The organism is Xanthomonas cannabis pv. cannabis (assembly GCF_000802365.1).
Classification (GTDB): Bacteria; Pseudomonadota; Gammaproteobacteria; order Xanthomonadales; family Xanthomonadaceae; genus Xanthomonas; species Xanthomonas cannabis.
In genome coordinates, this window is sequence record NZ_JSZE01000008.1 from 17546 (window position 1) to 41768 (window position 24223).

At 65.4% G+C, this 24223-nt stretch carries 17 protein-coding genes; 8 read left to right on the forward strand and 9 right to left on the reverse strand.

The window, feature by feature from the left end:
• The 7 genes from OZ10_RS02160 to OZ10_RS02190 all read right to left on the reverse strand — a co-directional run bounded on the left by OZ10_RS02160 (position 1) and on the right by OZ10_RS02190 (position 16469).
• Positions 1 to 2904: a TIM-barrel domain-containing protein gene (locus OZ10_RS02160; protein WP_039563814.1), complete on the reverse strand. Its 2904-nt coding sequence runs from the start codon at positions 2902 to 2904 to the stop codon at positions 1 to 3.
• A gap of 190 nt (positions 2905 to 3094) precedes the next feature.
• Positions 3095 to 4837, reverse strand: coding sequence for a GH35 family beta-galactosidase GalD (gene galD, locus OZ10_RS02165; protein WP_039563815.1), 1743 nt, complete (start codon positions 4835 to 4837; stop codon positions 3095 to 3097).
• An 11-nt stretch (positions 4838 to 4848) separates the two neighbouring features.
• Positions 4849 to 6765 (reverse strand): sialate O-acetylesterase, encoded by a 1917-nt coding sequence (locus tag OZ10_RS02170; protein ID WP_039563816.1) that lies wholly within the window; start codon positions 6763 to 6765, stop codon positions 4849 to 4851.
• Between the two features lie 106 nt (positions 6766 to 6871).
• Entirely contained in the window at positions 6872 to 9130 is a 2259-nt protein-coding gene (locus tag OZ10_RS02175) for a sialidase family protein (RefSeq protein WP_039563817.1), read from the reverse strand.
• Between the two features lie 111 nt (positions 9131 to 9241).
• The gene (locus OZ10_RS02180; protein WP_039563819.1) at positions 9242 to 11974 is read right to left on the reverse strand and encodes a TonB-dependent receptor; all 2733 of its coding nucleotides are present in this window, start codon (positions 11972 to 11974) and stop codon (positions 9242 to 9244) included.
• 333 nt (positions 11975 to 12307) lie between these two features.
• Positions 12308 to 15241 carry a TonB-dependent receptor gene (locus OZ10_RS02185; RefSeq protein WP_039563820.1) on the reverse strand — a complete coding sequence of 978 codons (2934 nt, stop codon included), beginning with the start codon at positions 15239 to 15241 and terminating at the stop codon, positions 12308 to 12310.
• 256 nt (positions 15242 to 15497) lie between these two features.
• Positions 15498 to 16469 (reverse strand): LysR family transcriptional regulator, encoded by a 972-nt coding sequence (locus OZ10_RS02190; RefSeq protein ID WP_039404278.1) that lies wholly within the window; start codon positions 16467 to 16469, stop codon positions 15498 to 15500.
• A 415-nt stretch (positions 16470 to 16884) separates the two neighbouring features.
• On the opposite strand from OZ10_RS02190, the gene OZ10_RS02195 reads away from it, so the two are divergent.
• The 5 genes from OZ10_RS02195 to fdxA all read left to right on the forward strand — a co-directional run bounded on the left by OZ10_RS02195 (position 16885) and on the right by fdxA (position 21035).
• A complete protein-coding gene (locus tag OZ10_RS02195; protein WP_039404275.1) occupies positions 16885 to 17517 on the forward strand; it encodes a 2-dehydro-3-deoxy-6-phosphogalactonate aldolase in 633 nt (210 codons plus the stop codon).
• Complete coding sequence (gene dgoD / locus OZ10_RS02200; protein ID WP_039404273.1) at positions 17514 to 18662, forward strand: galactonate dehydratase; 1149 nt, start codon at positions 17514 to 17516, stop codon at positions 18660 to 18662. Before OZ10_RS02195 ends, dgoD begins: the two co-directional genes overlap by 4 nt.
• The gene (locus OZ10_RS02205; RefSeq protein WP_039563821.1) at positions 18656 to 19567 is read left to right on the forward strand and encodes an SMP-30/gluconolactonase/LRE family protein; all 912 of its coding nucleotides are present in this window, start codon (positions 18656 to 18658) and stop codon (positions 19565 to 19567) included. The genes dgoD and OZ10_RS02205 overlap by 7 nt, the downstream gene beginning before the upstream one ends.
• The gene (locus OZ10_RS02210) at positions 19564 to 20442 is read left to right on the forward strand and encodes a 2-dehydro-3-deoxygalactonokinase (protein WP_039563822.1); all 879 of its coding nucleotides are present in this window, start codon (positions 19564 to 19566) and stop codon (positions 20440 to 20442) included. Before OZ10_RS02205 ends, OZ10_RS02210 begins: the two co-directional genes overlap by 4 nt.
• A gap of 269 nt (positions 20443 to 20711) precedes the next feature.
• Positions 20712 to 21035: a ferredoxin FdxA gene (gene fdxA / locus OZ10_RS02215; protein ID WP_039404267.1), complete on the forward strand. Its 324-nt coding sequence runs from the start codon at positions 20712 to 20714 to the stop codon at positions 21033 to 21035.
• Positions 21036 to 21144: 109 nt separating this feature from the next.
• Here fdxA and OZ10_RS02220 read toward each other — a convergent pair whose 3' ends face one another.
• Both OZ10_RS02220 and dapA read right to left on the reverse strand, forming a co-directional pair.
• Positions 21145 to 21663, reverse strand: a complete 519-nt coding sequence (locus OZ10_RS02220) for a hypothetical protein (RefSeq protein WP_039563823.1) — start codon at positions 21661 to 21663, stop codon at positions 21145 to 21147.
• A gap of 16 nt (positions 21664 to 21679) precedes the next feature.
• Positions 21680 to 22588, reverse strand: coding sequence for a 4-hydroxy-tetrahydrodipicolinate synthase (gene dapA, locus OZ10_RS02225; protein WP_039563824.1), 909 nt, complete (start codon positions 22586 to 22588; stop codon positions 21680 to 21682).
• A 92-nt stretch (positions 22589 to 22680) separates the two neighbouring features.
• On the opposite strand from dapA, the gene OZ10_RS02230 reads away from it, so the two are divergent.
• Genes OZ10_RS02230 through OZ10_RS02240 form a run of 3 tightly spaced genes read left to right on the forward strand, consistent with a single transcriptional unit; the run spans position 22681 to position 24190 of the window.
• Positions 22681 to 23307, forward strand: coding sequence for a glycine cleavage system transcriptional repressor (locus OZ10_RS02230; protein ID WP_081419256.1), 627 nt, complete (start codon positions 22681 to 22683; stop codon positions 23305 to 23307).
• Positions 23308 to 23319: 12 nt separating this feature from the next.
• Positions 23320 to 23670: a ribonuclease E inhibitor RraB gene (locus OZ10_RS02235; RefSeq protein ID WP_039404257.1), complete on the forward strand. Its 351-nt coding sequence runs from the start codon at positions 23320 to 23322 to the stop codon at positions 23668 to 23670.
• Between the two features lie 37 nt (positions 23671 to 23707).
• The gene (locus OZ10_RS02240) at positions 23708 to 24190 is read left to right on the forward strand and encodes a peroxiredoxin (RefSeq protein WP_039563825.1); all 483 of its coding nucleotides are present in this window, start codon (positions 23708 to 23710) and stop codon (positions 24188 to 24190) included.
• The last annotated feature ends 33 nt before the right edge of the window (positions 24191 to 24223 follow it).

Genomic DNA, 24223 nt, shown 5'->3' on the forward strand with positions numbered 1-24223 from the left:
TCATCGACGACGCGCTTTGCCGGACGCAATCTTGCGCTGCAACACGCTGACCGGCTTGCCGTCGTACTGGATGGTGGTGTCGGTCTTGGGCGCGAGTGCGCCGGCGTCGTCGCGCGGGCCATCGACGAAGCGCACGTTGATGGTTCGTTTGGCCTGCATGCCGGTCCAGCTGCCTTCGCGCTTGCCGATGCTCAGCTCGCCCTTGGCCTGGTTCCAGACCAGCGGGATGCGGCTGAACTCGCCCTTCTCGTAGCCATAGCCCTTGCCGTCGTCCTCATACAGCGAGAACTGGCCATCGGCGCCGGTGTAGACCACCACGGTGAGCGGCGCATCCGGGATCTGGTCCACGTATTCCTGCACCGGGCCGGTCGGCACGATGGAGCCGGCACGCACGAACAGCGGCATGCGTTCGATCGGCGCGGCGGCTTCAATGCTCTGGCCGCCCTCATAGCGCTTGCCGGTGGCGAAATCCAGCCAGCTGGTGCCGGCCGGCAGATACACCTGCCGCGAGGTGGCACCGAAGCTGGTGACCGGTGCGACCAGGAATGCCGGGCCGAACAGGTACTGGTCGTTGATGTCGCGCGCCTTCGCGTCGTTGGGGAAGTCCATCATCATGCCGCGCATGATCACGCCATCGCGCTGGTAGGTATCACCGGCCAGGCTGTAGATGTACGGCAGCAATGCGTAACGCAGGCGGTTGTAGTACGCCATGCTCTCGTAGAACGGCGTGCCTTCCGGGGCGATGTTCCAGATTTCGCGGTACGGGAACTGGCCGTGCGAGCGGAAGATCGGCACGAACGCACCGAACTGGAACCAGCGCGTATTGAGCTCACGCCATTCCGGCAAATGCGCCGGGTCCTGGTTCTCGTAGCGCTTCTCCACCGCAAAGCCGCCGATGTCGAAGGTCCAGTTGGGCAGGCCCGACAGCGCCATGTTCACGCCACCGGAAATCTGCTCGCGGAGGTCATCCCAGCGCGAGACGATGTCGCCGCTCCACACCGCCACCGCGTTGCGCTGCGTGCCGGCGTAGCCCTTGCGCGAGAGGATGAACACGCGCTTGTCGTCGGCCGCGCGATCACCCACGTAGACGCCGTGGGTGTGCGGCAGCGGATAGGAGTTGAAGTACTCGGTGGACGAGCCCAGCGCATTGGGCGTGGTGCGTGCCTTGCGCTCGGCGATGTCCAGGTTGGAATGCACGTCCGGTTCGTCGGCGTCCATCCACCAGGCATCGAAGCCCTTGCTGTTGAGCTTTTCGTTGACCTGACGCCAGAAGATGGCCTGGGCCTTTTCCGAATACGGGTCGTAGAACGAGTTCTTGTAGCCCTTGCCGATCCAGTCCAGCTCACCCACCTCCACGTTGCGCTTGAACATGAAACCGGCAGCGTCCAGTTCCTTGTAGTTGGCGGTGGTGGGATAGAACTTGGGCCAGATCGAAATCATGATCTGCGCGTGCATGTCGTGCACGGCCTTGACCATGCCATCCGGATCCGGGAAGTGCTTGGGGTCGAAATCATGCGAGCCCCAGGCGTCTTCCGGCCAGTACGACCAGTCGAGCACGATGTTGTCCAGCGACAGCTTGCGCTTGCGGTATTCGGCCACCGCGCCCACCAGCTCGTCCTGGCTCTTGTAGCGCTCACGGCTCTGCCAGAAGCCATAGGCCCACTTGGGCAGCATCACCGACTTGCCGGTGAGTTCGCGGTAGCCGGCCACGGCCTGGTCGTACGAGTCGGCCGAGACAAAGTAGTAGTCGATCATCTGCCCCGCTTCGGACCACAGCGACAGGTCCTTCGCTTCGGCAGCCGGCAGCGGGTCGCGATGCAGCAACGCGATGTAGCTGGGGTCGATCAGGTCCCATTCGATCTTGACGGTGTGGCGCGTGCCCGGTTCCAGATCGAGCTTGAATTCGTGATTCCACGGGTTCCAGTTCTGGCGCCAGCGGTCGATCACCAGCTTGCCGTCCACATACAACTTGGCGTATTCGCTCGAATACAGCGAGAAGGTGTGTTCGCCACCGGTGAGCGCTTCGATCTCGCCCTCCCAGGTCACTTGCATGCGGCTGTTCTTGTCCTTGGTGATCGCCTTTTTCGGATACTTGGGCAGATCGCTCAGGTACTGGTAGTTCACCTCGCTCTCGCGGCGTTCGAGGATTTGCTTGCCGTTGATCGCATAGCGTGCGGTGAGCGCGCCGGCCTTGCCCTTGGCGTCGTACAACTTCAGCGTTTTCGGCAGCGGCTGCAGGCCGCGCGGGTCGCCCAGGCGGGTGATCGAGTTGTTGTCCCACAGCAGGCCGTAGTTGCGGCTGGACACCAGGTACGGCACCGCCATGTCGATGTTGTTCTGCTGCAGCTCGACGTTGCGGCCCTTCTGGTTCATCCAGCCCTGCTGGTGCTGGCCGAAGCCGTACAGCGCTTCGTCATCGGGCGACTGGAAGCGCTGACGCACGCTCAGGTATTGCTTGCCTTCCACCTTCAGCGGCGCAAAGCTGCGCCCGCCGGCCACTTCGGCCAGCACCGGCTTGCCGTTGGCATCGGCGAAGCTGACATGGCCATCGACGGTGGAGACGGTGGCGGTGACCTTGCCGGTCTTCAGCTGCACGTTGTCGCCCTGCTCGGCCACCTGGAAGGCGGTGTCGCCCTGCACCGGTACGCGCATCAGGCTGGGGCTGCGGGCGAAGTCGCCGTCCGGGTCCGCGCTGACGCGGATGATGCCGCTATCGACCACCTGCAGACGCACCGGCGCAGCGCCCTTGGCGCTCGGCACCACGGTGACGCCATCGGCGGCCTTGCGGACTTCCTGCGCATGCGCGGCATTGGCCAGCAGGGCCAGCGACAACGCCAGGCAATGGGCCAGCGGTGTACGCCGGTTGGCGGGCACGTTGCCGGCGGAACGGATGGTGGTTTGCATGGTCACTCCCTTTGAATTGCGAAACAGGCTGCGGGGGCAGCGTTGCGTGGTCTTGATGATGGTGTGGTCAACCGCGTTGCAGGCAGTCGTCCGGTGAGCGTGGTAGCGGCCAGGTGCATCGGTGCACCATGCCGCGTCGGTCGCATCTGCTGCGCCGGCATGACGCCGGCGCAGCGGGTGTCACCCACGCTTACTTGAAGGTGGCGAGCTTGATCTTGAGCAGCTGCGGCGCGCTGGAGAAATTGACGCCGTAATCGGTCTGGTCGCCATTCCAGTTGCGCTCGAACTTCCAGTCCGTGCCTTCGTAGACGCCCTCTTCGACGCGGTCGTAAATCATGTTGGCGGTCGCTTCGCTGGCCGGGTGCAGGGTCACGCGCGCGTGGTAGCCGGTGACCAGGAACTCGTCCGGGCCCAGCTCGGCGATCAGCGCAGCACCGATCGGCTCCGGGTTGCCCGGCGGCTCGCCCTTGAACCAGAACTGCGGCACGCCGTAAGTAATGGTGGCGCTCCAACGGTCGTTGAGCTTGAGCTCCTGCACGGCCTGGCCGGGTTCTTCGGCGGTGCCGTGCAGCTTGCCTTCCGACGCGGCCTTGGCGAACGGGCGCATGCCGCGCTTGACCAGGTCAAAGCCCAGCGCGAACGGTGCCAGGGTTTCTTCGTTGACGTGCTTGGCACCCAACGGATAGTTGGAATAGCGCGTGTAATCCATGCCGAACGCCGACCAGCCGATGCCATCGTGGCCCAGCGTCGGGAACAGGTAGCGCGCGTACTCGGGGCGGTTTCCGGTTTCGGCAACGAACAAGGCATTGTCCGGCCGCGCGTAGCGCTCCAGCACCGTGGTGTACATGCGGTATTCGGGCATGTAGATGTCCGGGGCCAGCAGGTCGATATGCGGGCCGGCGGCCTTCCACACATCCAGGACGTTGTCGGTGGGGCCACCGCTGGCGTACTGGCCGGGCTGGCCGGGATTGAACGGGCCACGCAGCGCGGCGTTGACGTACATCGGCAACGGATATTCGGCCTTGCCGGCTTCGGTCACCTGGTCGATGTAGCGGCCGATCGACCAGGCATGGAAGAACTCATCGGCATCGGCACCGAACACCTGCGCCCAGCTGCCGGGCTGCTTGTTCAGGCGCTTGAGCAGTTCCTCCGGCACCGGGCCGTCGAACAGCTTCTGCGCCATCGGCGAGAAGTCGCGCACGCTGCCATAGGTGCCCGCCTCGTTCTCCGGCTGGATCATGATCACGGTGTGTTGCGGGTCAACTTTCTTCAGATGCTGCATGAAGGCGACGAACGCCTTGCGGTCGGCATCCAGGGTGGCCTGCGCATGCGGCGACAGCGAGCCAATCGACTTGCCTTCGCGCGTCACCACGCGCGGGAAACGCTGGTTGTCGGTCTTGACCCAATGCGGCGCGTATTGCGGGCCGTTGTTCTTCCAGGTTGCAAACCACAGCAGCACCAGGCGCACCTTGTGTTCGCGCGCCTGGGTGAGCAGCGTATCGACGAAGGAGAAATCGAACTTGCCTTCTTCCGGCTCCACCTGTTCCCAGGCGATCGGCACCTGCACGGTGTTGGGGCCCAGCACCTGGATCGCCGGCCACACCTTGTCCATCACGCCGGGATAGTTGCTGGAGTTGTTGACCTGCGCGCCGAGGATCAAAAACGGCGCACCGTCGACCATCAACGCATGCTTGCCGTCCTTGCTGACGAACTGCGGCATCGGCGTCTGCGCGGCCGGCGCTGCTGCGCCGCCTGCCGGCGTGGCGGCGGTGTTGGCGGCCGGTGTGGCTGCGCCGGATCTTGCACTGGTGTCCTGCTCGCCGGACTGACAGGCCGCCAGCGCCAGCGTCAACGCAGACAGCAGGAGCGGACGCAGACAACGGCGTGCAGTGGACGAAGAGATCACACGCGTAACGGGGGAATGCATGGACATAAGACTCCGTGTCACCAGGTATCGGTGCGGAAGGGGGAAACAGGAAGGGCGTCGCGATTGACCAGGTTGGCGTCCTCGGGGTTCTCGCTCCAGCCGTAGCGCACTGCCACCGGTGCAGGCACCGCATCGCTGCGCACGGTCACGCGGTCGCCATCGATCTGCGCAGTGGCCGGATGGAAGCGCTGATCGGCGCCGGCAATGCGAAAGCCCTGCACTGCAGCGCCGCCGCGCACCTGCAATGCGCTGCCCTGCAGGTCGAAACTCAGCACCGCCTTGCCGCCGTCAAAGCTCGCCCGCTTGAACACCGGCGCGCTGTACACCAGCGTCTGGCCATAGGCCACATGCCGCGCGGCCAGCGCCAGGCGATGCCCCACATCGCGCTTGTTGGTGGGATGGATGTCGGTGGGGTTGCCGATATCGATGATCACCGCCTGCCCCGTCGCCGGCAGTGCCAGCGTCTTGGACTGCGACTCGCGCAGCAGCGCCCACGGGCTCAGCTCGCCCTTGTCGCCGCCGGCCTTGAAGTTGGCCAGCTGCACCCACAGGAACGGCAGCGTCTTGTCGCCACGCTCGGCGCGCCACTGCTGGATCATCGCGGCGAACTGCTCGCGGTATTTCACCGCGCCGGCCTCGCTGGCATTGGTCTCGCCCTGGTACCAGATCACGCCCTTGACCGGGAACGGCTGCAGCGGATGGATCATCTGGTTGTACAGCAGCGTGGGCAGCTGGTTCTTGTTGTCGGTCAACGACACCCGCACCGCGGCGGGTCGGAATTTCCAGCCGCTCAACGCGCGCTTGGCGCCGACATTGGTCTGCACGAAGCGCTGTTCATCCGGGCCATGCATGCCGCCACCGCCGCTGAGGTCTTCCACGCGCACCGCGATGTGGTTGACGCCGGCATGCAATGCGGACGCCGGCACGCGGTAGACGCGCGGCAGGTTCCACTGCTTCTCGGTGGTGCCGACCTGCTGGCCGTTGACGTAGGTGATGTCCGAGTCGTCGATCTGGCCCACGCCCAGCGCTATGCCGGCCTTGGCCTCGGCAGCGCTCAGGGTCACCGTGGTGCGATACCAGGCGATGCCGTCCATGCCGTCATAGCCGCTGGCTTCCCATTGCTGGGTGGTCGGGATGCTGTCCCAGTCGCTGTCGTCGAAATCAGATTCGCGCCACTGCGGCATGTCGCCATCGACCTTGGGCCAGCGCGCGATGCGCTTGCCGGTGGCCGCCTGCGCGGCAGCATCGCGCTGCTTGATCGCCTCGATCGCGCCCTGGTTCTGGGCGGCATTCAGGCCCAGCGATGCGGCATCCATCCATGCTTCGATGGCGCTGCCGCCCCAGGTGCTGTTGACGATGCCGATCGGCACGCCGGTGATGGCACGCAGCTCCTTGGCGAAAAAGTAACCAACCGCAGTGAACTCACCGGCATTGGCCGGCGTGGCCGCCTTCCAGTCGCCGCCGGTCAGGCGTGCTTCCGGCTGCACCGACCACGACTTGGGCACCTTGAAATGGCGCAGCTGCGGGTCGTTGGCCGCGGCCACCGCCTGTGCGCCATCGCTGGCCTGGGCAAGCGGCCATTCCATGTTCGATTGCCCGCTGGCCAGCCACACGTCGCCCACCAGCACATCGCGCACCTGCACGTCGCCACCGTCGCCCTGCACACGCAGCACGTAGGGGCCACCGGCGGTGTGCGCGGGCAGCCGGACCTTCCACTGCCCGGCCGCATCGGCCTTGGCGGTGGCGCGCTTGCCGTCGAAGCTGACGGTGATGGTCGCCTTCGGCGTCGCCCAGCCCCACACCGGCATCGGCTGGTCGCGCTGCAACACCGCGCCATCGGCGAACAGCAAGGGCAGCGTCGGCTGGGCCAGCGCGAGTGGGCTGGCCAGGGCCAGACCCAGCAGGCATGCGCGGCGAACGAAAGGAACGGTCATGCGGTGATCTCCAGGGTCGGCGCGGCCGGTCGGCGCGCAACGGTTCGGCGGGGGATGAAGGCGGTCACGGTACGACAGCGCGATGACGCGCGCAGGCATGCAGCGCTCATCGTGGGTCGCCGTAGAAGATGCCACGCCCACCGGTGGCGAAATACACCCGACCGTGACGTCGTGGGTCGCCGGTGACGCTATAGGGCTTGCCGAAGCGGTGCGCATCGTCGTTGATGCGCAGCCAGTGCGCGCCTTCGTCGTCGGAACGGAACACGCCATCCACGCCGTCCACGCGGCCGGCCAGGTAGAGCGCCGGCGGCGCCCCGTCACGCAGCGGCTTGCCGATGCCCAGCGAGCGCGCTTCGTCGGGCCTGGACAGGGTCTGCAGGCGTCCGTCCTGCCACCGCATCACGCCCAGCGAGGGGCTGGCCAGATACACCACGCCGGCACGCCATGGATCGGGCCGCAGTTGCGGGCGGGCGCGCTCATCGCGTGCCGGATTGCCGACCTGCTGCCCGGTGTTGCGGAAGCTGGCCCCGCCATCGGTACTTGCATACAGGCCACCGCTGACGGTGTCGACGGCATACCAGCGCTGCGCATCGACGCGGTCGGCCGCCACGACCGCGGTGTCCGGCAGCCCCTGCACGCGCTGCCACTGCTTGCCCATCGTGGCCGTGCGCCAGTTGCCGCCGCCCTGCGGCGCCCAGATCACCTGCGAGGCGTCTGCCGCAATCGCGATGGTGCCTGCGCCCTGCCCGGCCGGCGGTTCACTGGCAAACGCCTCCCAGTGCGCGCCACCGTCGCGCGAGACCAGCGCGCGGATCTCGTTGTTGCGACGGTCGCGCACCGTGCCGCTGCGCACCACCGTCATCGGAACCTGTCCGGCGGCGTCGATGCTTTCGCCATTGGTCAGACGCGGGCCTGCGTATTGCAGCTGTGCGGTATTCAGGTCGTCGTGGCGAAATCCATCGATGTCGCCGAGCGCGCTGAGCAGATGGGCACCGGCCATCGGGCTGAGCAGATCCAGCGGCACGGTTTCTTCCAGCCCGCGGTCCTGGAACCACCACTGCAGTGGCTGCTGCGCACTGGCGAAGTCCTGAAGGTTGCGCGAGGCCCAGATGCCGTAACCGGTGACGAACAGGGCGTGGTTGCTGTCGAACGGATCGATGGCCAGCGCGCCCATCCAGTGCGGACTCGCATGCGAGGTCCACGGCGCGGCGCTGTGATCGAACACCGCGTCGGCCAACAGCGGCGTCCAGTGCTTGCCGCCATCGACACTGCGAAACAGCTCATCGCGCGGCGTGCGGCGACGGAAGGTGCTGGCCAGTATCACCTGCGGCTGTTGCGGATCCACCGCCACCGCGCCCCAGCCGAAGCCGTCGCCATTGGCCGGTTGCGCGATCGGGCTGATCTCGCTCCAGCGCGCCTGCGCGGGGGTGTATTTCCATAGCGCGCCACCGGCCATCAAATCCGGGCCGGGCTGATCGCCGTAGCTCAGATACCAGTGCCCGTCGCGGCTGCCTTCCATATGGCTGGGACGCAGCCCCTGCGGTTGCCCGGGCACTGCCGACCAGCTGCGGCCGGCATCCTCGGAAACATACAGACTGGTCTGCGCGGTGGACACGCCGACGTAGATCCGCGGCGTGGGAGCACCCGCGCGGCCACTGGCGGCGTCGAACACCACAAAGGCGATCCCCACCGCCTGTTCGCGCCCGACATGGTTGCGCGCCGTGGCGCCGGCCAATGCCTCGGCCGGAAATCCCTCCACCCGCGCCCAGTGCGCGCCGCGATCGTTGCTGCGCCACAGGCCGGCATCACGCGAACCCAGCAACAGCACGCGGCCATCGTGCGGGTCCACCGCCAGCCGCTCGCCGTTGGCGCGCCCCAATTGATTGCCGCCGAGCTTGAACGGCAGATCGGCGCGCGCGAAGCTGCGGCCGCGGTCGAACGATCGCAGCACGGCTGCATTGCCGGTACGCTCGTGCATGTAGGTCCCGGCAGCCAGGTAGATGGCCTCGGGGTTGGCAGGATCGATGGCGAAGGCATCGATACCCATCAGGTTCCAGTCGTCGGCGCCTAACCAGTCGGTCAGTGCCACCCACTGCTGCGTTCGCGCGTCCCAGCGGTACGCACCGCCGACATCGGTACGGGCATAGGCAAGATCGCGCTCGGCAGGATGAAACAGCACGCCGGTGACAAAACCGCCACCGCCGATGGCGACGCTACGCCATTGATAGGGACCTGGCGTGGCGGGCTCGGCCGCAGCCACGGTGGACGTCATGAAGAGCAACACCAGCGTCAGGCAAACAGCAGTCAGCCACGCGTGTGCTGCGAAAAGGCGGCGCTTAGTAGGCGGATCGATTACGGCGATCATTCCTCCGGCTCCCCTCGCGATCGATGGCGTGGCCATCGATAGGAAAAACACCGGCCCAACGAGCTGCCTGCACAGCTCGCCGGACCGGAGACGCACTTCCTACGGCGCGTTCTACAGGCTGGCCCGCAACGTCAGGCCATACCGACGATCGTTGATCACGAAGTCGCGGTAGCGCGACTCGTTACCCAGGTAGCTTTCGCGACGGGTATCGAGCAGATTCACGCCGTCCAGCGAAATCGACCACACATCATTGATGTTGAAACGCAGCGAGGCATCCAGCTGGCCGAAGCCCTTGTTGTAGACCGGCAGGTTGCCGGTGCCGTTGCCCGCGGTGGTCACCAGCCAGTCGCTGCGCCAGTTGTAGGCCACACGGCCCTGGAAGCGCGCCGTTTCGTAGCTGAGGATCGCGTTGTAGCTGTTCTTGGACAGGCCTTCCAGCGGCACGGTCAGCGCCTGGCCATTGGTGTCGGTAGCAGTGGGGCTCGGCGCCTCGCTGTCGACGTAGGTGTAGTTGGTCTGCAGGCCGAAGCCGCTCAGCCAGCCCGGCAGGAAGTCGAAGAACTGCGTATAGCCCAGCTCAGCACCACGGATCTTGCCGGCATCGCCGTTGACCGGGCGGGTGATCTCTGCGGGACGCCCACCATAGGTCTCATCAAACACCGCGCTGGCGATGAAGCCCTCCACTTTTTTGTAGAAAGCTGTGCCGTACACCATGGAGCCTTGCCCAAAATACCATTCCAACGCAGTGTCGAACTGATCGGCTTTCATAGGCTCAAGATCCGGGTTACCCGCGCTGCCAATAAACGTCGAGCCGCCTGCACCGGTATTGGTTCCCAAACTCAAATTAGGATTGAGTCGATCAAACGTCGGGCGGGAAATGCCACGCGAGGCAGCGAAGCGCCACTGCAGCTGATCACTGAGCATCCAACGCAAATTCAAGCTAGGCAACACGTCAGTGTAGGTGCGTTGAACATCGACTGGGATCAAACCGCCGCCCTCCGAATCCGTTCCGGTTCTCACCCCTTGTGAACCTACCTCAGTACGCACAACGCGCACACCGATGTTGCCGTCAAACGGGATGTCGCCATCCACGCCGAAACGCAGTACACCATACGCCGCGTAGGTCTTTTCGTTCTGCGTGTTGATGTTGTTGGGTGCAAATACAAGCGGGCTGGCGCCAAACGTGGCCAGAGTCTGCTCATAGTTTGACACTGCCGAATTGGCTGCTGTCAGCGTGCGTCCAAAAGTGTTGCTTTGTCCGCGGAAAAAATCGGTAATTGGATTGTTCGTGAGACCGATGCTGGGGAAAGCCGCGAATGGCGAGTCGGTCGCAGCACCGCAGGCGGTGTTCAAACACATGAAGCGCCACACGTTGCCTTTTGTTTCGGCATCGCGATCGGTATAACGCACACCCGCCTTGAAGCTACGCACGAAGTCGCTATCGAACGCCAAGTCCATGTCCGAACGCCAGGCGAACTCCGTACCTTCATTGTCGTCCTTGTTGTCCAGGTGGTAGCGCCAGCCGTCGTAGTTGTTGACGTCGGCTAGATATCCCTCTGAGCCGCTGGCATCGGTGACGGACAGGCGCGGCAGCGTGCCACGGAAGTCGACGTTGAACTGCGGGCTGGTGTCTTGCCCGGTTGCTAAGATGTACCGGGTACCCTTGGTGGTGGCATCAACGTACTGGAAGTCGGTGCTCAGGGTCAGCTTTTCGTTGACCGTCCACTTGGCACCCAGCGAGTAATCGGTGGTCACCGAGTGACGCTCGGTCAAGCTGGTGTTGGATTCGGTCGGCACATTCTGGAACGAGCCATTGACGAATTCGTTGCGACCGTTGACCTGGATACCGGGCAATCCTTGAATCGGATTTTGTTGGGTCAGCGCAAAGAACGAATAATCTTGCCAGCTGAAGTCGTAGTCCGAACGCAGCACCTGCGTGTAGACCTCGACCGAATCGTTCGGGCGCCACTGCATCGCAAACGCGCCGGTCTTGCGCTCGCGCTCACCGACGGTGGTGTTGATGCCGGCACCGTGCGGTACCGACACGCCCTGCCCTTCGTAGCCCGGCAGATCGGTCTGGGTATACCACGGCTCGATCGAGATGGTGTCCTGACGGAACGGGCTCTTCTGCTGCGAATAGTTCACCAGGATGCCGATCTCGCCGATGCCGGTCTGCCAGCGATCGCTGAACAGGCCCGAGAACGCCGGCTTGCCGTCGTCGGCCAGGTCGTAATAGTTGTACTGGACGCTGCCGGCGATCTTGCGGCCTTCATAGTCGAACGGCAGGCGCGTGCGCAGGTCGACGGTGCCGCCCAGGCCACCTTCGATCATGTCGGCCGACGGGTTCTTGTACACGTTGACGCCGCCGAGCAACTCGGCCGACACGTCTTCGAAGCTCAGGCCACGGCCGTCGTTGGCGGTGAAGATGTCGCGGCCATTGAGCTCGGTGCGCACCTGGGTCAGGCCGCGGATGGCGATCGAGCTGCCTTCGCCGTAGTTGCGCGAAATCTGAATGCCGGAAATGCGCTGCAGCGCTTCGGCGACGTTGTTGTCGGGCAGCTTGCCGATGTCTTCGGCAACGATGGAATCGACGATCTGCTCGGCGTTCTGCTTGACCAGCTGCGCCTTGGTGACGCTGCTGCGGGTACCGGTGACCTGCACCGTGTCCAGCTGCTGGGTGGTCGCATCCGATACCGGTGCGGCAGTGGTGGTCGCATCCTGCGCATAGGCCTGCGCGCTCAACAAGGTAGCCACACTGATGGCCATCACGGAGCGGCGGAAATCACGGATCGAACGCTGACCCACAGCCCGGCCTGCCGGAATGTGGCGATGTTGCACTGACATGGTGCTCCCTCCCAGGACGCATGTACTGCTTGTTTTTAGCGGGCAGGTGCGCGAACGCCCTGCCCGTCGTTGTTGCTGGCCCGTATCTGCGCCCGGGACACCGGGTCAGCGGATGCGCGGTTTGCCCTGGCGGGCGGACCTGCGGCTGCGGCGGGAGCATAGGGCGCGGCCGTCATGCCACACCAATGAAATATTCCTGGAAAGCTATTCGTTAAAACTATAGCAACACCGGAAAACCCGGCAGGTCCGGCATCACGGCCCGAACCTGCGGACTCATACCTGACGGACCCAACTGTGCAGATCGCTGCACAGTCGGGCCGTGACCGTGCGCACTTACCAATTCATGCGCAGCACCAGCGAGTAGCGCCGGTCGTTGACGAACTGACTGCGGGTGTACAGCCGCGTATCCACCTCGCCCCCCTCGTAGGAGGTGGGCCCCATCAGCACCTTGGTCTCGGTATTGGTCAGGTTGTTGGCCTGGATCCCCAACTGCAGGTGTTCGTTGAAGCGGTAGAAGAACGAGCCATCCAGCTGGCCATAGTCGTCGGCCCAGGTCGGCAACCGGGTGGCCGCGTCGCTGGTGGTCAGCAGGTAGCGCGAGCGCCAGTTGTAGGCCAGTCGCAGCGACAGTGGGCCCTTCTCGTAGATGCCGGCCAGGTTGTAGCTGCGCCGCGACAGACCTTCCAGCGGCAGCTCCACGCCTTCCACCGTGGTGCGGGTGTACGGGTCGATGGCGGTGTTGGCGCCGCCCTTGCTGTCGACGAAGGTGAAGTTGGCATTGATGCCGAACCCGCTCATCCAGCCCGGCAATTCGTCGAAGAACTGCGTATAGCCCACTTCGGCGCCGCGAATGGTGCCTTCGTCGGTGTTGTAGGGCCGGGTCACCAGCCACTGCCGGTTATCGTAGGTCTCGCTGCGGGTCTGGGTGGAGAAGTAGTCCTTGACCTTCTTGTAGAACAGCGTGGTGTACAGCATGTCGCTGTTGTCGAAGTACCACTCCAGTGCGGTGTCGAACTGGTTGGCGGTCATCGGCTTGAGGGTCGGATTGCCCGCGGTACCGACAAAGTTCGTCGCATTGCCGGCGTCGTCGGTCTCCACGTTGAGCAGCACGTAGGGCTGCAGCTGGGTGTAGTCCGGGCGCGCCATCGCCTTGGAGGCGGCGATACGCCACTGTAGGCTGTCGGTGAAACGGAAACGCATGTTCAGGCTCGGCAGCACGTTGGTGTAGCTGCCCTGCGAGTTGTTGTCGAAGTACTGCCCGGTGTAGCGGGCCTGCAGCTCGGGCGAAACGTTCAGGCCCGACAGGTCCTGGAACTGGCCGAAGCCTTCGGCCTGGGTCTTGGTCTGCACGATGCGCACACCGATATTGCCGTCCACCGGCACGCCCCAGGCCTCGTCGTTACCGAAGTACAGCGCCGCGTAGGCGGCCTGGGTACGCTCGAACTGGCGGTTGGTGTCCTGCGGCTGGTAGGTGTCCGGTGCCCAACCGGAACCGCGCAGCGCCACGATCTGCTGCTGCAGCAGTTCCGAGGCGCGACGGTAGTTCTTGACCAGCCCCCCATTGGGCACCACCAGCGTGGTCGGCACGTTCACCCCGCCGCGGAAGAAGTCGGAGAAGGTGAACAGCGACGACTCGTTGGGCAGGTACTGCGACATGTTGGCCAGGCCATTGGCGCTGCCGGGGATGGCTGCCCAGTTGTCCGACAGCACGCCCCAGTTGTACCCGGAGTTCTTGTTGGTCTGATTGCGGTCGGTGGCGCGCATGCCGAAGCGCGCAAAGCGCAGCCAGCTGCTGTCCTGGAAGGTGTATTCCAGGTCCACGCGCGTGGACAGCTGGCGCCCGCGGTTATGCCCCAGGTGATCCATCGCCGCCGCCCAGAAATAATTGGACGGGTCCTGGGTGAAGCCCTGGTTGGCGATCTGCACGGTCGGATACTTGCCCGACACGTCATAGGTCAACCCCGGCAGATAAGTCGCGCTGAACACGGTGAAGTCGAGCTGGTCGTTTTCCGACTGCACCAGCTGCACGTCGCCCTTGATCTGCAGGTTGTCGTTGAAGTAATGGCTGAAGCCCACCGACAGGTCCGAGGTGGTGGTGCGCTGCTCGGAATAGCGGTTATCGGTATTGAAGCGCACACCATCGCCGGTCAGCAGGCCGCGCCAGGAGTTGGACACCGGCGAGCCGCGCTGGAATACGCCGTCCTGGTCGTACTGGAAGGTGGTGCCCGGCGCCGGGCTGATGCTGTTGTTGCTGTCGTTGAAGAACGCGGCGCGCTCCTGCCAGTTCATGTCGTAGCGCGAACGCAGGTACTGCGCGTAGATCTCGGTCTGGTCGCTGGGCTTCCACTGGAAGGCTGCGGCGATACCATCGCGCTTACGCTCGAAATCCAGCTGGCGCCAGTTCACCCCGCCCGGCACGAACACCTCGCTGCGCCCGCTGCCGGCCAGCACCGCATCGTCGGTCCGACGCACGTACGGCTCGACCTGGATGCCGTCCGAGCGGGTCGCCAGTTCCGAATGGGCGATATCGATCATGAAGCCCATTTCGCCGACGCCGGTGTCCCAGCGGTCGCTGAACAGGAACGAGGCCGACGGCTTGTACTTCTTGCTCATGTCGCCCCAGTTGACGTCGACGTTGCCGCCGACGATCCGGCCAGGGTTGTCGAACGGCATGCGCGTGCGCAGGTTGACCGTGCCGCCCAGGCCGCCCTCGATGATTTCGGCCGACGGATTCTTGTAGACATCCACGCCGGCCATCAGCTCGGCCGGCACGTCTTCGAAACTCAGGCCACGGCCGCTGGCGGCGCTGAAGATGTCGCGTCCATTGAGCTCGCCACGCACCTGGGTCAGGCCGCGGATCATCACGCCACTGCCTTCGGCGGAGAAGTGATCCGGGTCGCTGCGCGCGGCGAAGTGGTCGATGGTCACGCCGCTGACGCGCTGCAGGGTTTCGGTGACGCTGCGGTCGGGCAGCGCGCCGATGTCTTCGGCGCTGACCGAATCCACGATCTGGGTGGAATCGCGCTTGATCACCTGCGACTTGATCAGGCTGGCGCGTACGCCGCGCACTTCCACCGTGTCCAGGTCCACCGCGCTGGCACCGGCGGTGCCTGAAGGCGCCCCCCTGGCCGCCGGCGCCTGCTGTGCGTATACCGGCGCAGCGAGCAGCAGCCCGATGCTGACGGCCATGGTCGAATGACGCAAACGTGGGGCACGGCACGCACGCACGCCCGTGCCTGCCGAGGCATGGCTTGAAAACTTGGACATCTGAATCCCTCCCAGGACGCAAGACGACTGAAGACTGGTTGTCGCGACGCAAGACGCCCCGCGTGATCGTATCGGGACCGGCGCCGAGGCCAGTCCCGCTTTCGCTGCATGGCGGCTTTGCCGCCGATCACCTGCCCGACTTCACGTGCGCTTCAGCGTGCGATCTGACGCACAGATATAGGCGCGCGGTTTAGCGCCAGCCAATGAAAAATTCACAGGCTGGTATTACCCCATGGAATACAAATGGAAGAGCTTGTTAGGCAAGGAATTCCGGCCCGCGCAATCCCGGATACAGCCGTCGCGCCGTGGTGCGCAATGCCTGCAGGATGCGTTCGGCACCCGGCGGAAGGATGTAATCGCGCCGACGGATGATGCCGAACGATTCCATCCGCACGCCCAGTTCGATCGGCAGCACGGTCAGCAATTTGGCCTGGATCAGCGGCGCCACCGATTCCACCGGCAAGGCCGTCAGCATGTCGGTGCCACGCAGCAGGGTCGAGGTGACCGGGAGTGACGAAGTCTCGATGGCGTTGGTCGGCGTCTGCACGCCGTGCTCCATGAACATCGAATCCAGGCGTGCGCGCAGCACGCTGTCGGCCGGCGGCAGGATCCAGCCATGCCGCACCAGATCCGCATGCTGCAGGCCAGTCCGGCTGGCCAGCGGGTGGCCGGCCCGCGCAATCACCGAATGCGGCTCGTCGGCCAGCGGCTCGAACTCCAGTTCGCCCACGCCCTCCGGGCCGAGGATGCGCCCGATCACGATGTCCAGTTGCCCATCCAGCAACTTCGCCACCAGCGGGCGGCTGTAGTCCATCTCCACCCGCACCAGGATGTCCGGGAACTCGCGCTTCACCTCCGCAATGGCCTGCGGCACCAGATTGGTGCCCGGATTGACCACGGTCCCGATCGAGGCCTGGCCCATGCGGCCGGCGCGCAACGCGGCGATCTCTTCCTGCGCGCGGCCGATCTCGGACATCGCCGCGCGGGCGCGCCGGATCAGCACGTGGCCGTACCAGGTCGGCTCGACACCGCGGGCATGCCGCTCGAACAATTTCACCCCCAGCATGTCCTCCATTTCCGCCAGCAGCTTGGAGGCCGCCGGCTGGGTCATGCTGGCGGCCTCGGCCGCACGCAGCACCGAGCGTTGTTCGTGCAGATGCAGCAGCAGCAGGAGTTGGCGCGTCTTGAGCCGGGCTGCGTTGAACCATGGGGTACCGGAATTTGCCATGAGATGCGGTTGCGGCCGTGTATTCGTCGGAGGAATAGAATATGCCGAAAATTTCATTTGCAGCACATATCTCCCCGCGCGAGGCTAGCGCTCGCCGCAGCAGGAGCCCCTACCTCCCGGGCGCGGCCAGAACAGACGTGACCCATCTTCGACGAGGTGGCAACACGCACGCCATGACCGCGGAGGTGGACGACGATGACGGCATCTTGCCGGCCACTTGCGGGCCGTTGCTCCAGGCGTGCTGCGCGCGCCACGCCGCCTCCGGCGCGTTGCGGCGCCTCTTCCCCGCCCTGCGTTTTTCTGCTGCATTGCGCAGCGGCGACGGCTTGTTGCCGCGCGCAGTGCGCAAGTTCCCCCGACGTTGCCGGCCACCGGGTCGCCAATGGCCGCTTTCCGCTCTCTCGCGAGTAACCGCATGACCTCAGATACCACCGCCAGCCTGTTCGCCCTGCCCCTGGTCGCCATCCTGCGCGGCATCACGCCGGAAGAAACGCTAGCCCACGTCGGCGCGCTGATTGACGCCGGCTTCGACGCGATCGAGATCCCGCTCAATTCGCCGCGCTGGGAGCAGAGCATCGCGCTGGCCCAGCAGACCTATGGCGAGCGCGCCTGGATCGGTGCCGGCACCGTGCTGCGCAATGAAGACGTCGACACCCTGGCAGAGATCGGCGCGCGCTTCATCGTCACTCCCAACACGCGTCCGTCGCTGATCCGCCATGCGGTGTCGCGCGGGCTGACCGTGGTGGCCGGCTTCGCCACCGCCAGCGAGGCGTTCGACGCCATCGATGCGGGCGCCACCATTCTCAAGCTGTTCCCGGCAGCGACCTATGGCGCCGCGCATGTGCGCGCATTGCGCTCGGTGCTGCCCAAGCACGTCCCGGTCTACGTGGTCGGCGGTGTCAGCCCGCAGACCCTGGCCGGCTTCATCGCCCAGGGCGCGGCCGGCGCCGGCATCGGCGGCGAACTGTACAAACCCGCGCAATCGCTCGAAACAACCCAGACGCATGCACGCGCCTTCGTGCAGGCCTACCAGGAACTGCAAGGATGAAGATCACCCGCCTCACCACCTACCACGCCGCACCACGCTGGCTGTTCCTCAAGGTCGAAACCGACGAGGGCATCACCGGTTGGGGCGAGCCGGTCATCGAAGGCCGCGCGCGTTCGGTGGAAGCTGCCGTGCACGAACTGGCCGGCTATGTCGTCGGCAAGGACCCGGCGCGCATCAACGACCTGTGGCAGACGATGTACCGCGCCGGCTTCTATCGCGGCGGCGCCATCCTGATGAGCGCCATCGCCGGCATCGATCAGGCGTTGTGGGACATCAAGGGCAAGGCGCTGGGCGTACCGGTGTACGAGCTGCTGGGCGGGCTGGTGCGCGACCGTATGAAGACCTACCGCTGGGTCGGCGGCGACCGCCCCGGCGCCATCATCCAGCAGATCACCGACTACCGCGCGCTGGGTTTTGACACCTTCAAGTTCAACGGCACCGAAGAAATGAAGCTGATCGACAGCGCGCGTGCGGTCGATGCAGCAGTGGTCAAGGTGGCCGAAATCCGCGAGGCCTTCGGCAACACCATCGACTTCGGTATCGACTTCCACGGCCGCGTCGGCGCGCCGATGGCCAAGGCGCTGCTGCGCGAGCTGGAACCGTTCAAGCCGCTGTTCGTCGAAGAGCCGGTACTGGCCGAACAGGCCGAGTACTACCCGCGCCTGGCCGCGAGCACCTCGATTCCGCTGGCGGCCGGCGAGCGCATGTTCTCGCGCTTCGAATTCAAGAACGTGCTGTGTGCCGGCGGCATCGGCATGGTGCAGCCTGATCTCTCGCATGCCGGCGGCATCACCGAATGCGTCAAGATCGCCGCGATGGCCGAAGCCTACGACGTCGGCTTCGCCCCGCACTGCCCGCTCGGCCCGATCGCGCTCGCCGCCTGCCTGCACGTGGACTTCGTCTCGCACAACGCGGTGCTGCAGGAACAAAGCATCGGCATCCACTACAACGAAGGCGCCGACCTGCTCGATTACGTCATCAATAAAGACGACTTTCAGTGTGTCGATGGCAGTATCGCTGCCCTGCCCAAGCCCGGGCTCGGTGTGGAGATCGACGAAGACATGCTCAAGCGCGCAAACGAAAACCCGCCGGACTGGCGCAACCCGGTGTGGCGCCATGCCGATGGCAGCATCGCCGAATGGTGAGCACGCCCGAGCACACCGCCGTACTGGCGGTCGATAGCCGCTGCACGCATGGCGAAGGGGTGCTGTGGTGCGAGCAGCGCCAGGCGCTGTACTGGGTCGACATCGTTGAAAAGCGCCTGTGGCGGCATCATCCGGCCACGGTGCAATCGCGCTGCTGGACGCTGCCCGATCGCCCGGGCTGCCTGGGCCTGATGGACGACGGCCGCGTGCTGGTCGCCTTGGCCAAGGCGATTGGCGTGGTCGATCCGGACAACACCGACGCCGACCTGCTGTCATTCGAAAAACTGGCCGATATCGAAGCCGACAACCCGCTCACGCGCAGCAACGATGGCCGCGTCGACCGGCATGGCAATCTGGTGTTCGGCACCATGGACGAACACGAGAGCAAGGCCGCGCGCGGCGCGTTCTATCAATTTTCGCTGAAGCACGGCTTGCGCGCCTTGCCGTTGCCGGGCGTGTCGATCCCCAACTCGATCTGCTTCAGCCTGGACGGCCGCACGCTGTACTACTGCGACTCCGTGCGCCCGCAGATCCTGTGCTGCGACTACGACCCGGAGACCGCGCAAACCAGCAACACGCGCGTGTTCGCCACCCTGGATCGTGACGACGCCGAGCCGGATGGCTCGATCATCGACAGCGAAGGCCACCTGTGGAACGCGCAATGGCGCGCCTGCCGCGTGGTGCGCTACCGCCCCGACGGCAGCGTGGAGCGCATCGTGCAATTGCCGATCAAGCACCCCAGCTGCAGCGCGTTCGGCGGCGCGGCGCTGGACCGCCTGCACGTGATCTCCTCGCGCCTGGACCATAGCGCCGAAGAACTCGCGCGCATGCCAGAAGCCGGCAGCCTGTTCGTGTGCGACCTCGCCATCGCCGGCCTGCCCGAAAGCCGGGTGGCCAGCGCATGATCGCCGTCGATTGGGGCACCAGCAGCCTGCGCGCCTATCTGCTCGACGCCACCGGCGCCGTACTGGAGCAACGCCGCGGCAGCGACGGCATCCTCGCCTGCCAGGGCCGCTTCGCCGAGGTACTCACCAGGCTGATCGCCGACTGGAACGGCCCGCTGCTGCTGTCGGGCATGATCGGCAGCCGCAACGGCTGGGTCGAACAACCCTATCTGCCCTGCCCGGCCGGCACCACCGCGCTCGCCCAGGCGATGCGCAGCGAAGACGACCTGCTGCCCGGCCGCACGTTGTGGTTCGTGCCGGGCGTGAGCACCGGCGAACACGACGGCGTGCCGGACGTGATGCGTGGCGAAGAAACCCAGCTGGTCGGCCTGATCGCCGCACTTGGCGGCGGCGAGCATGTCGCCTGCCTGCCCGGCACGCACAGCAAGTGGGCGCGGATCGCCAACGGCCAGTTGACCGGGTTCGCCACCGTCATGACCGGCGAGCTGTATGCCGTGCTGCGTCAACACAGCATCCTCGGCAAGCTGATGGACGACGATCACGCCGAACTGGACGCCGCCGCATTCCTGCAAGGTGTCGACCGCAGCGCCGACTCCGGCGGCCTCAGCCACCACCTGTTCGGCACCCGTACGCTCGGCCTGTTCGAACGGCTGTCCTCTGCGGCACTGCCGTCCTACCTCTCGGGCCTGTTGATCGGCCACGAACTGCGCGAGCACCGCGGCGATCACGCCATCGTGCATCTGGTCGGCAGCCCGGCGCTGGCCCAGCGGTATGCCCTGGCGCTGCAGCATCTGGGCGTCCAAAGCCAGCTGCATCCGGAAGACCTGGCAGCGGCAGGGTTGTTCGCGCTGGCCAGGCAGCGCGGACTGGTCTGACCGAAAAAACGCAGGAGCATAAGCCCCTCTCCCTGCGGGAGAGGGGTTGGGGTGAAGGTAGGCGGCAGACAGCCAACTCGACGAACTCACCCAACACTGCTCAAAGCGAGCACCGCCGTCAGCCAACCTGACTAACCGACAGGCACTACTTGCGCAGGACGGTACGCAGCTGCCGCAGCAAAAATCGCAACGCCACCCTTAAAGATCATCCACTCCACACCCGTCCCCCGACTGCTTTAGAATTGACAGGCTAAACGCCGGATTCCGCCATGCCTTTTGTTGTCACCGAAAACTGCATCAAGTGCAAATACACCGACTGCGTCGAGGTCTGCCCGGTGGATTGCTTCCACGTCGGCCCGAACTTTTTGGTGATCGATCCGGACGAGTGCATCGACTGCACCCTGTGCGAGCCCGAGTGTCCGGCCAATGCGATCTACCCGGAAGACGACGTGCCAGCAGGTCAGGAAGCCTTCGTCGCGCTCAATGCCGAGCTGGCCAAGGCCTGGCCGGTGCTGACCGTGCGTCAGGAACCGCTGCCCGATGCGGCCGAATGGGACGGCAAGCCGAACAAGCTGCCGCTGCTGCAGCGCTGATCGCCGCAATCAGATGCGGCGCCGCGCCCACAGCGCAGCCGCAACCCAACCGCATAACGCAAAACGGGCGCCAGGGGCGCCCGTTTTGCTGTCCAGCCGTGTGCCCCGCTCAGCCGCCAAGCTTGCTCTTGAGCGAGCTGATCACCGCCACCGGCGCCGCTGCCGTGGCCGGCATGCCGCGCGGGTCCACTGCCGACACGTAGCTGCCCGCATCGACCTTGACCACGCGCACCAGGAAGCTGGAGCCTTCGTAGCTCACATCGTAGGAACCCAGCATCTGCGCCTTGCTGGCGATGGTCAGGCCCGGAATCTCGGCCAGCGCCGTGCCGACCTTGGCGAACACCTCATCGCGCTCGCCGGCCACGGTAAAACCGCTGTTGGCGCTCGCCGACGGCGGCGTGTTGGCGTTCTGTTGCGTGGTGGAGGCCAGGGTTGGCACCTTCATCGCACCGGAGGTGTCGGGCAGGTTCAGGTCCGGCGGCACTTCCAGCGGCCGGGCTTCGGGGGCCAGCGCATAGTCGCCGCGCGCGCCCTTGTGAAACCAGCTGCAACCGCTCGTGGCAGCGACGGTGGCGGTCGCCAGCAACGCGAGCGACAGCACGCGGACGGGGGAAACGGAATGACGCATCGATAGATCTCCTGGGTCAGGCCGCGAGCATTTCGCGGCTGGAAAGCGCTTCCAACGCAATGGCGTCGGCGGCAAGGCGGTCGGCGGCAGGCTGGTGCGCCGCGGAGAGTGGCAGCAGCGGCAAGCGCAGGCCGTGCCCGATCCCGGCGCGCTGCAGCAACGCCTTGACCGGGATGGGATTGGATTCGATCCCGCAGAAGCTGTGATATTCGCTCAGGCGCGCATCCCAGGCGGTGGCGGCCTCGCGCTGGCCATCGCGGGCCAGATCGCACAGGCGACGGTAGGCTGCCGGCAAGGCATTGGATGCCACCGACACCAGCCCCGCAGCGCCGGACAGCATCGCGTGCGCTGCGCTGCCGTCATCGCCGCTGAGCACCACGAAGCTATCGCTGCGCAGCGCCACCAGTGCGGCAACGCGCTCGGGCTCGCTACGGGCCTCCTTGATGCCGACGATGTTGGGGTGCCCGACCAGCTCGGCCACCGTCTCCGGCAGCAGGTCGCAGCCGGTGCGGCCAGGCACGTTGTACAGCACCACCGGCAAACCGCCGTTGTCGGCCACTGCCAGGAAGTGTGCTTTCAGCCCGGCCTGGGTCGGACGCACGTACGGCGGCGTGACCACCAACGCGTACTGCGCACCCAGCGCGGCGGCGCGGCGTGTCTGCGCAATGGTTTTTGCCGTACCGGACAGCCCGGTGCCGGCCAGCACCGGCACCCGGCCAGCCACCTGCGCCACCGCGGCGCGCAGCAGCGTGTCGTATTCGTCGTCGCTCAGCGCGGCGGCTTCGCCGGTGGAGCCGGCGACCACGATTCCCTGCACGCCACCGTGCAGCTGCTGCTCCAGCAGCCGCCGCCAGGCATCCAGGTCGAGTGCGCCATCCGGACCGAAAGGGGTCGCCAGCGCGGTGATGATGCCGGAAAGGGACAAGATTCTGCTGCTCTTACGTGACAGGGGAGGCCCGCGCGGGCGCGGGTTGAGACCACCCGCATGTTACTTGCGGCGCGAAACCACGGGCAAGTATGCTGGTCACCGCCAGGGCGCCTGCCCGGGCGGCCATTCAGCCTGATGCAATGCCGGAAGCCCCTTTGACCGACTCGACACCCCGGCCTTTGCCGACCGAAAACCACCTCCTGATCAACGCCTACACGACGCATCCGGAGTCCCCCCTGTTGCCCGTCACCCGCCGCATCGCCGACAGCGGCTGCAATCTCGTGGACGCCCGTCTGGCCACGGTGGGGCGCGATGTCTCGGTTACCGCACTGGCCACCGGCTCCTGGGATTCGGTCGCCAAGCTCGAAGCGATGCTGACCCGGCTCGAACGCGAGGAAGGCCTCAAGCTGGTGTGGTACCGCACCGGCCCCAAGCAGACCCAGTCCAACCTGCTGCCCTACATCGTCGAAGTGATCGCCGCCGACAAGCCCGGCATCCTGTTCCAGCTGGCCGACTTCTTCGACCGCCAGGGCATCACCATCGAAAACCTGCAGAGCACGCGCTATCGCGCCATGCAGACCGGCGCGGAGATGTTCTCTGCGCAGGTGACGATCGGGGTGCCGGCCAACATGCACATCGCCGCATTGCGCGATGATTTCCTGGAATTCTGTGATCACCTCAATCTCGACGCGATCATGGACCCGATGAAGTTCTAAGGCAGACGTACGATGGCCATCGCCCAATCCGCGCTGAAACAGATGTTCGACCACATCCGCTCCGAGACCGACTGGAACCTCGATGGGCCGCTGCGCTGGGAATATTTTTTTGCCGATCCGGCGCAGGAGCCGCTGCAGAAACTCGCCGAGCAATTGACCCAGGATGGCTACCGCGTCATCGATATCTTTCTCGGCGAACGCGACGAAGACGATGGCGACGACGAGGAGTCGTATTTCCTGCATGTGGACAAGAAAGAGCACCACACCATCGAGTCGCTGAATCAGCGCAATGCGCAGTTCGACGCACTCGCCAAACGTTTCCATGTGGCTGCTTATGATGGGATGGATGTCGGCCCGGCCTGACCGCGCCGCACGCCCCTCCCCCTGAGGCTGAGCAACGATGACCGACGCCGCACTGCAACTGCCCGCCGCAACCTTCGACCTGCCGCTGTCGCTCTCCGGTGGCGCCCAGGCCAGCCTGCGCGACTATGCCGGTAAATGGCTGGTGCTGTACTTCTACCCGAAGGACAGCACCCCCGGCTGCACCACCGAAGGCCTGGACTTCAACGCGCTGCTGCCGCAGTTCAAAAAAGCCGGCGCTGTGGTGTTGGGCGTCTCGCGCGATTCGGTGAAGTCGCATGACAACTTCTGTGCCAAGCAAGGCTTCACCTTCCCCTTGATCAGCGACGGCGATGAAGCGCTGTGCCGCGCCTTCGACGTGATCAAGGAAAAGAACATGTACGGCAAACAGGTGCTCGGCATCGAGCGCAACACCTTCCTGCTGTCGCCCGAGGGGCATGTCGTGCAGGCCTGGCGCAAGGTCAAGGTCGCCGGCCATGCCGAGGCCGTGCTGGCTGCAGTGAAGGCGCACGCCAAACAGTGACCCCCCTCGCCTCCCGCGTCCTCCATCACCCTG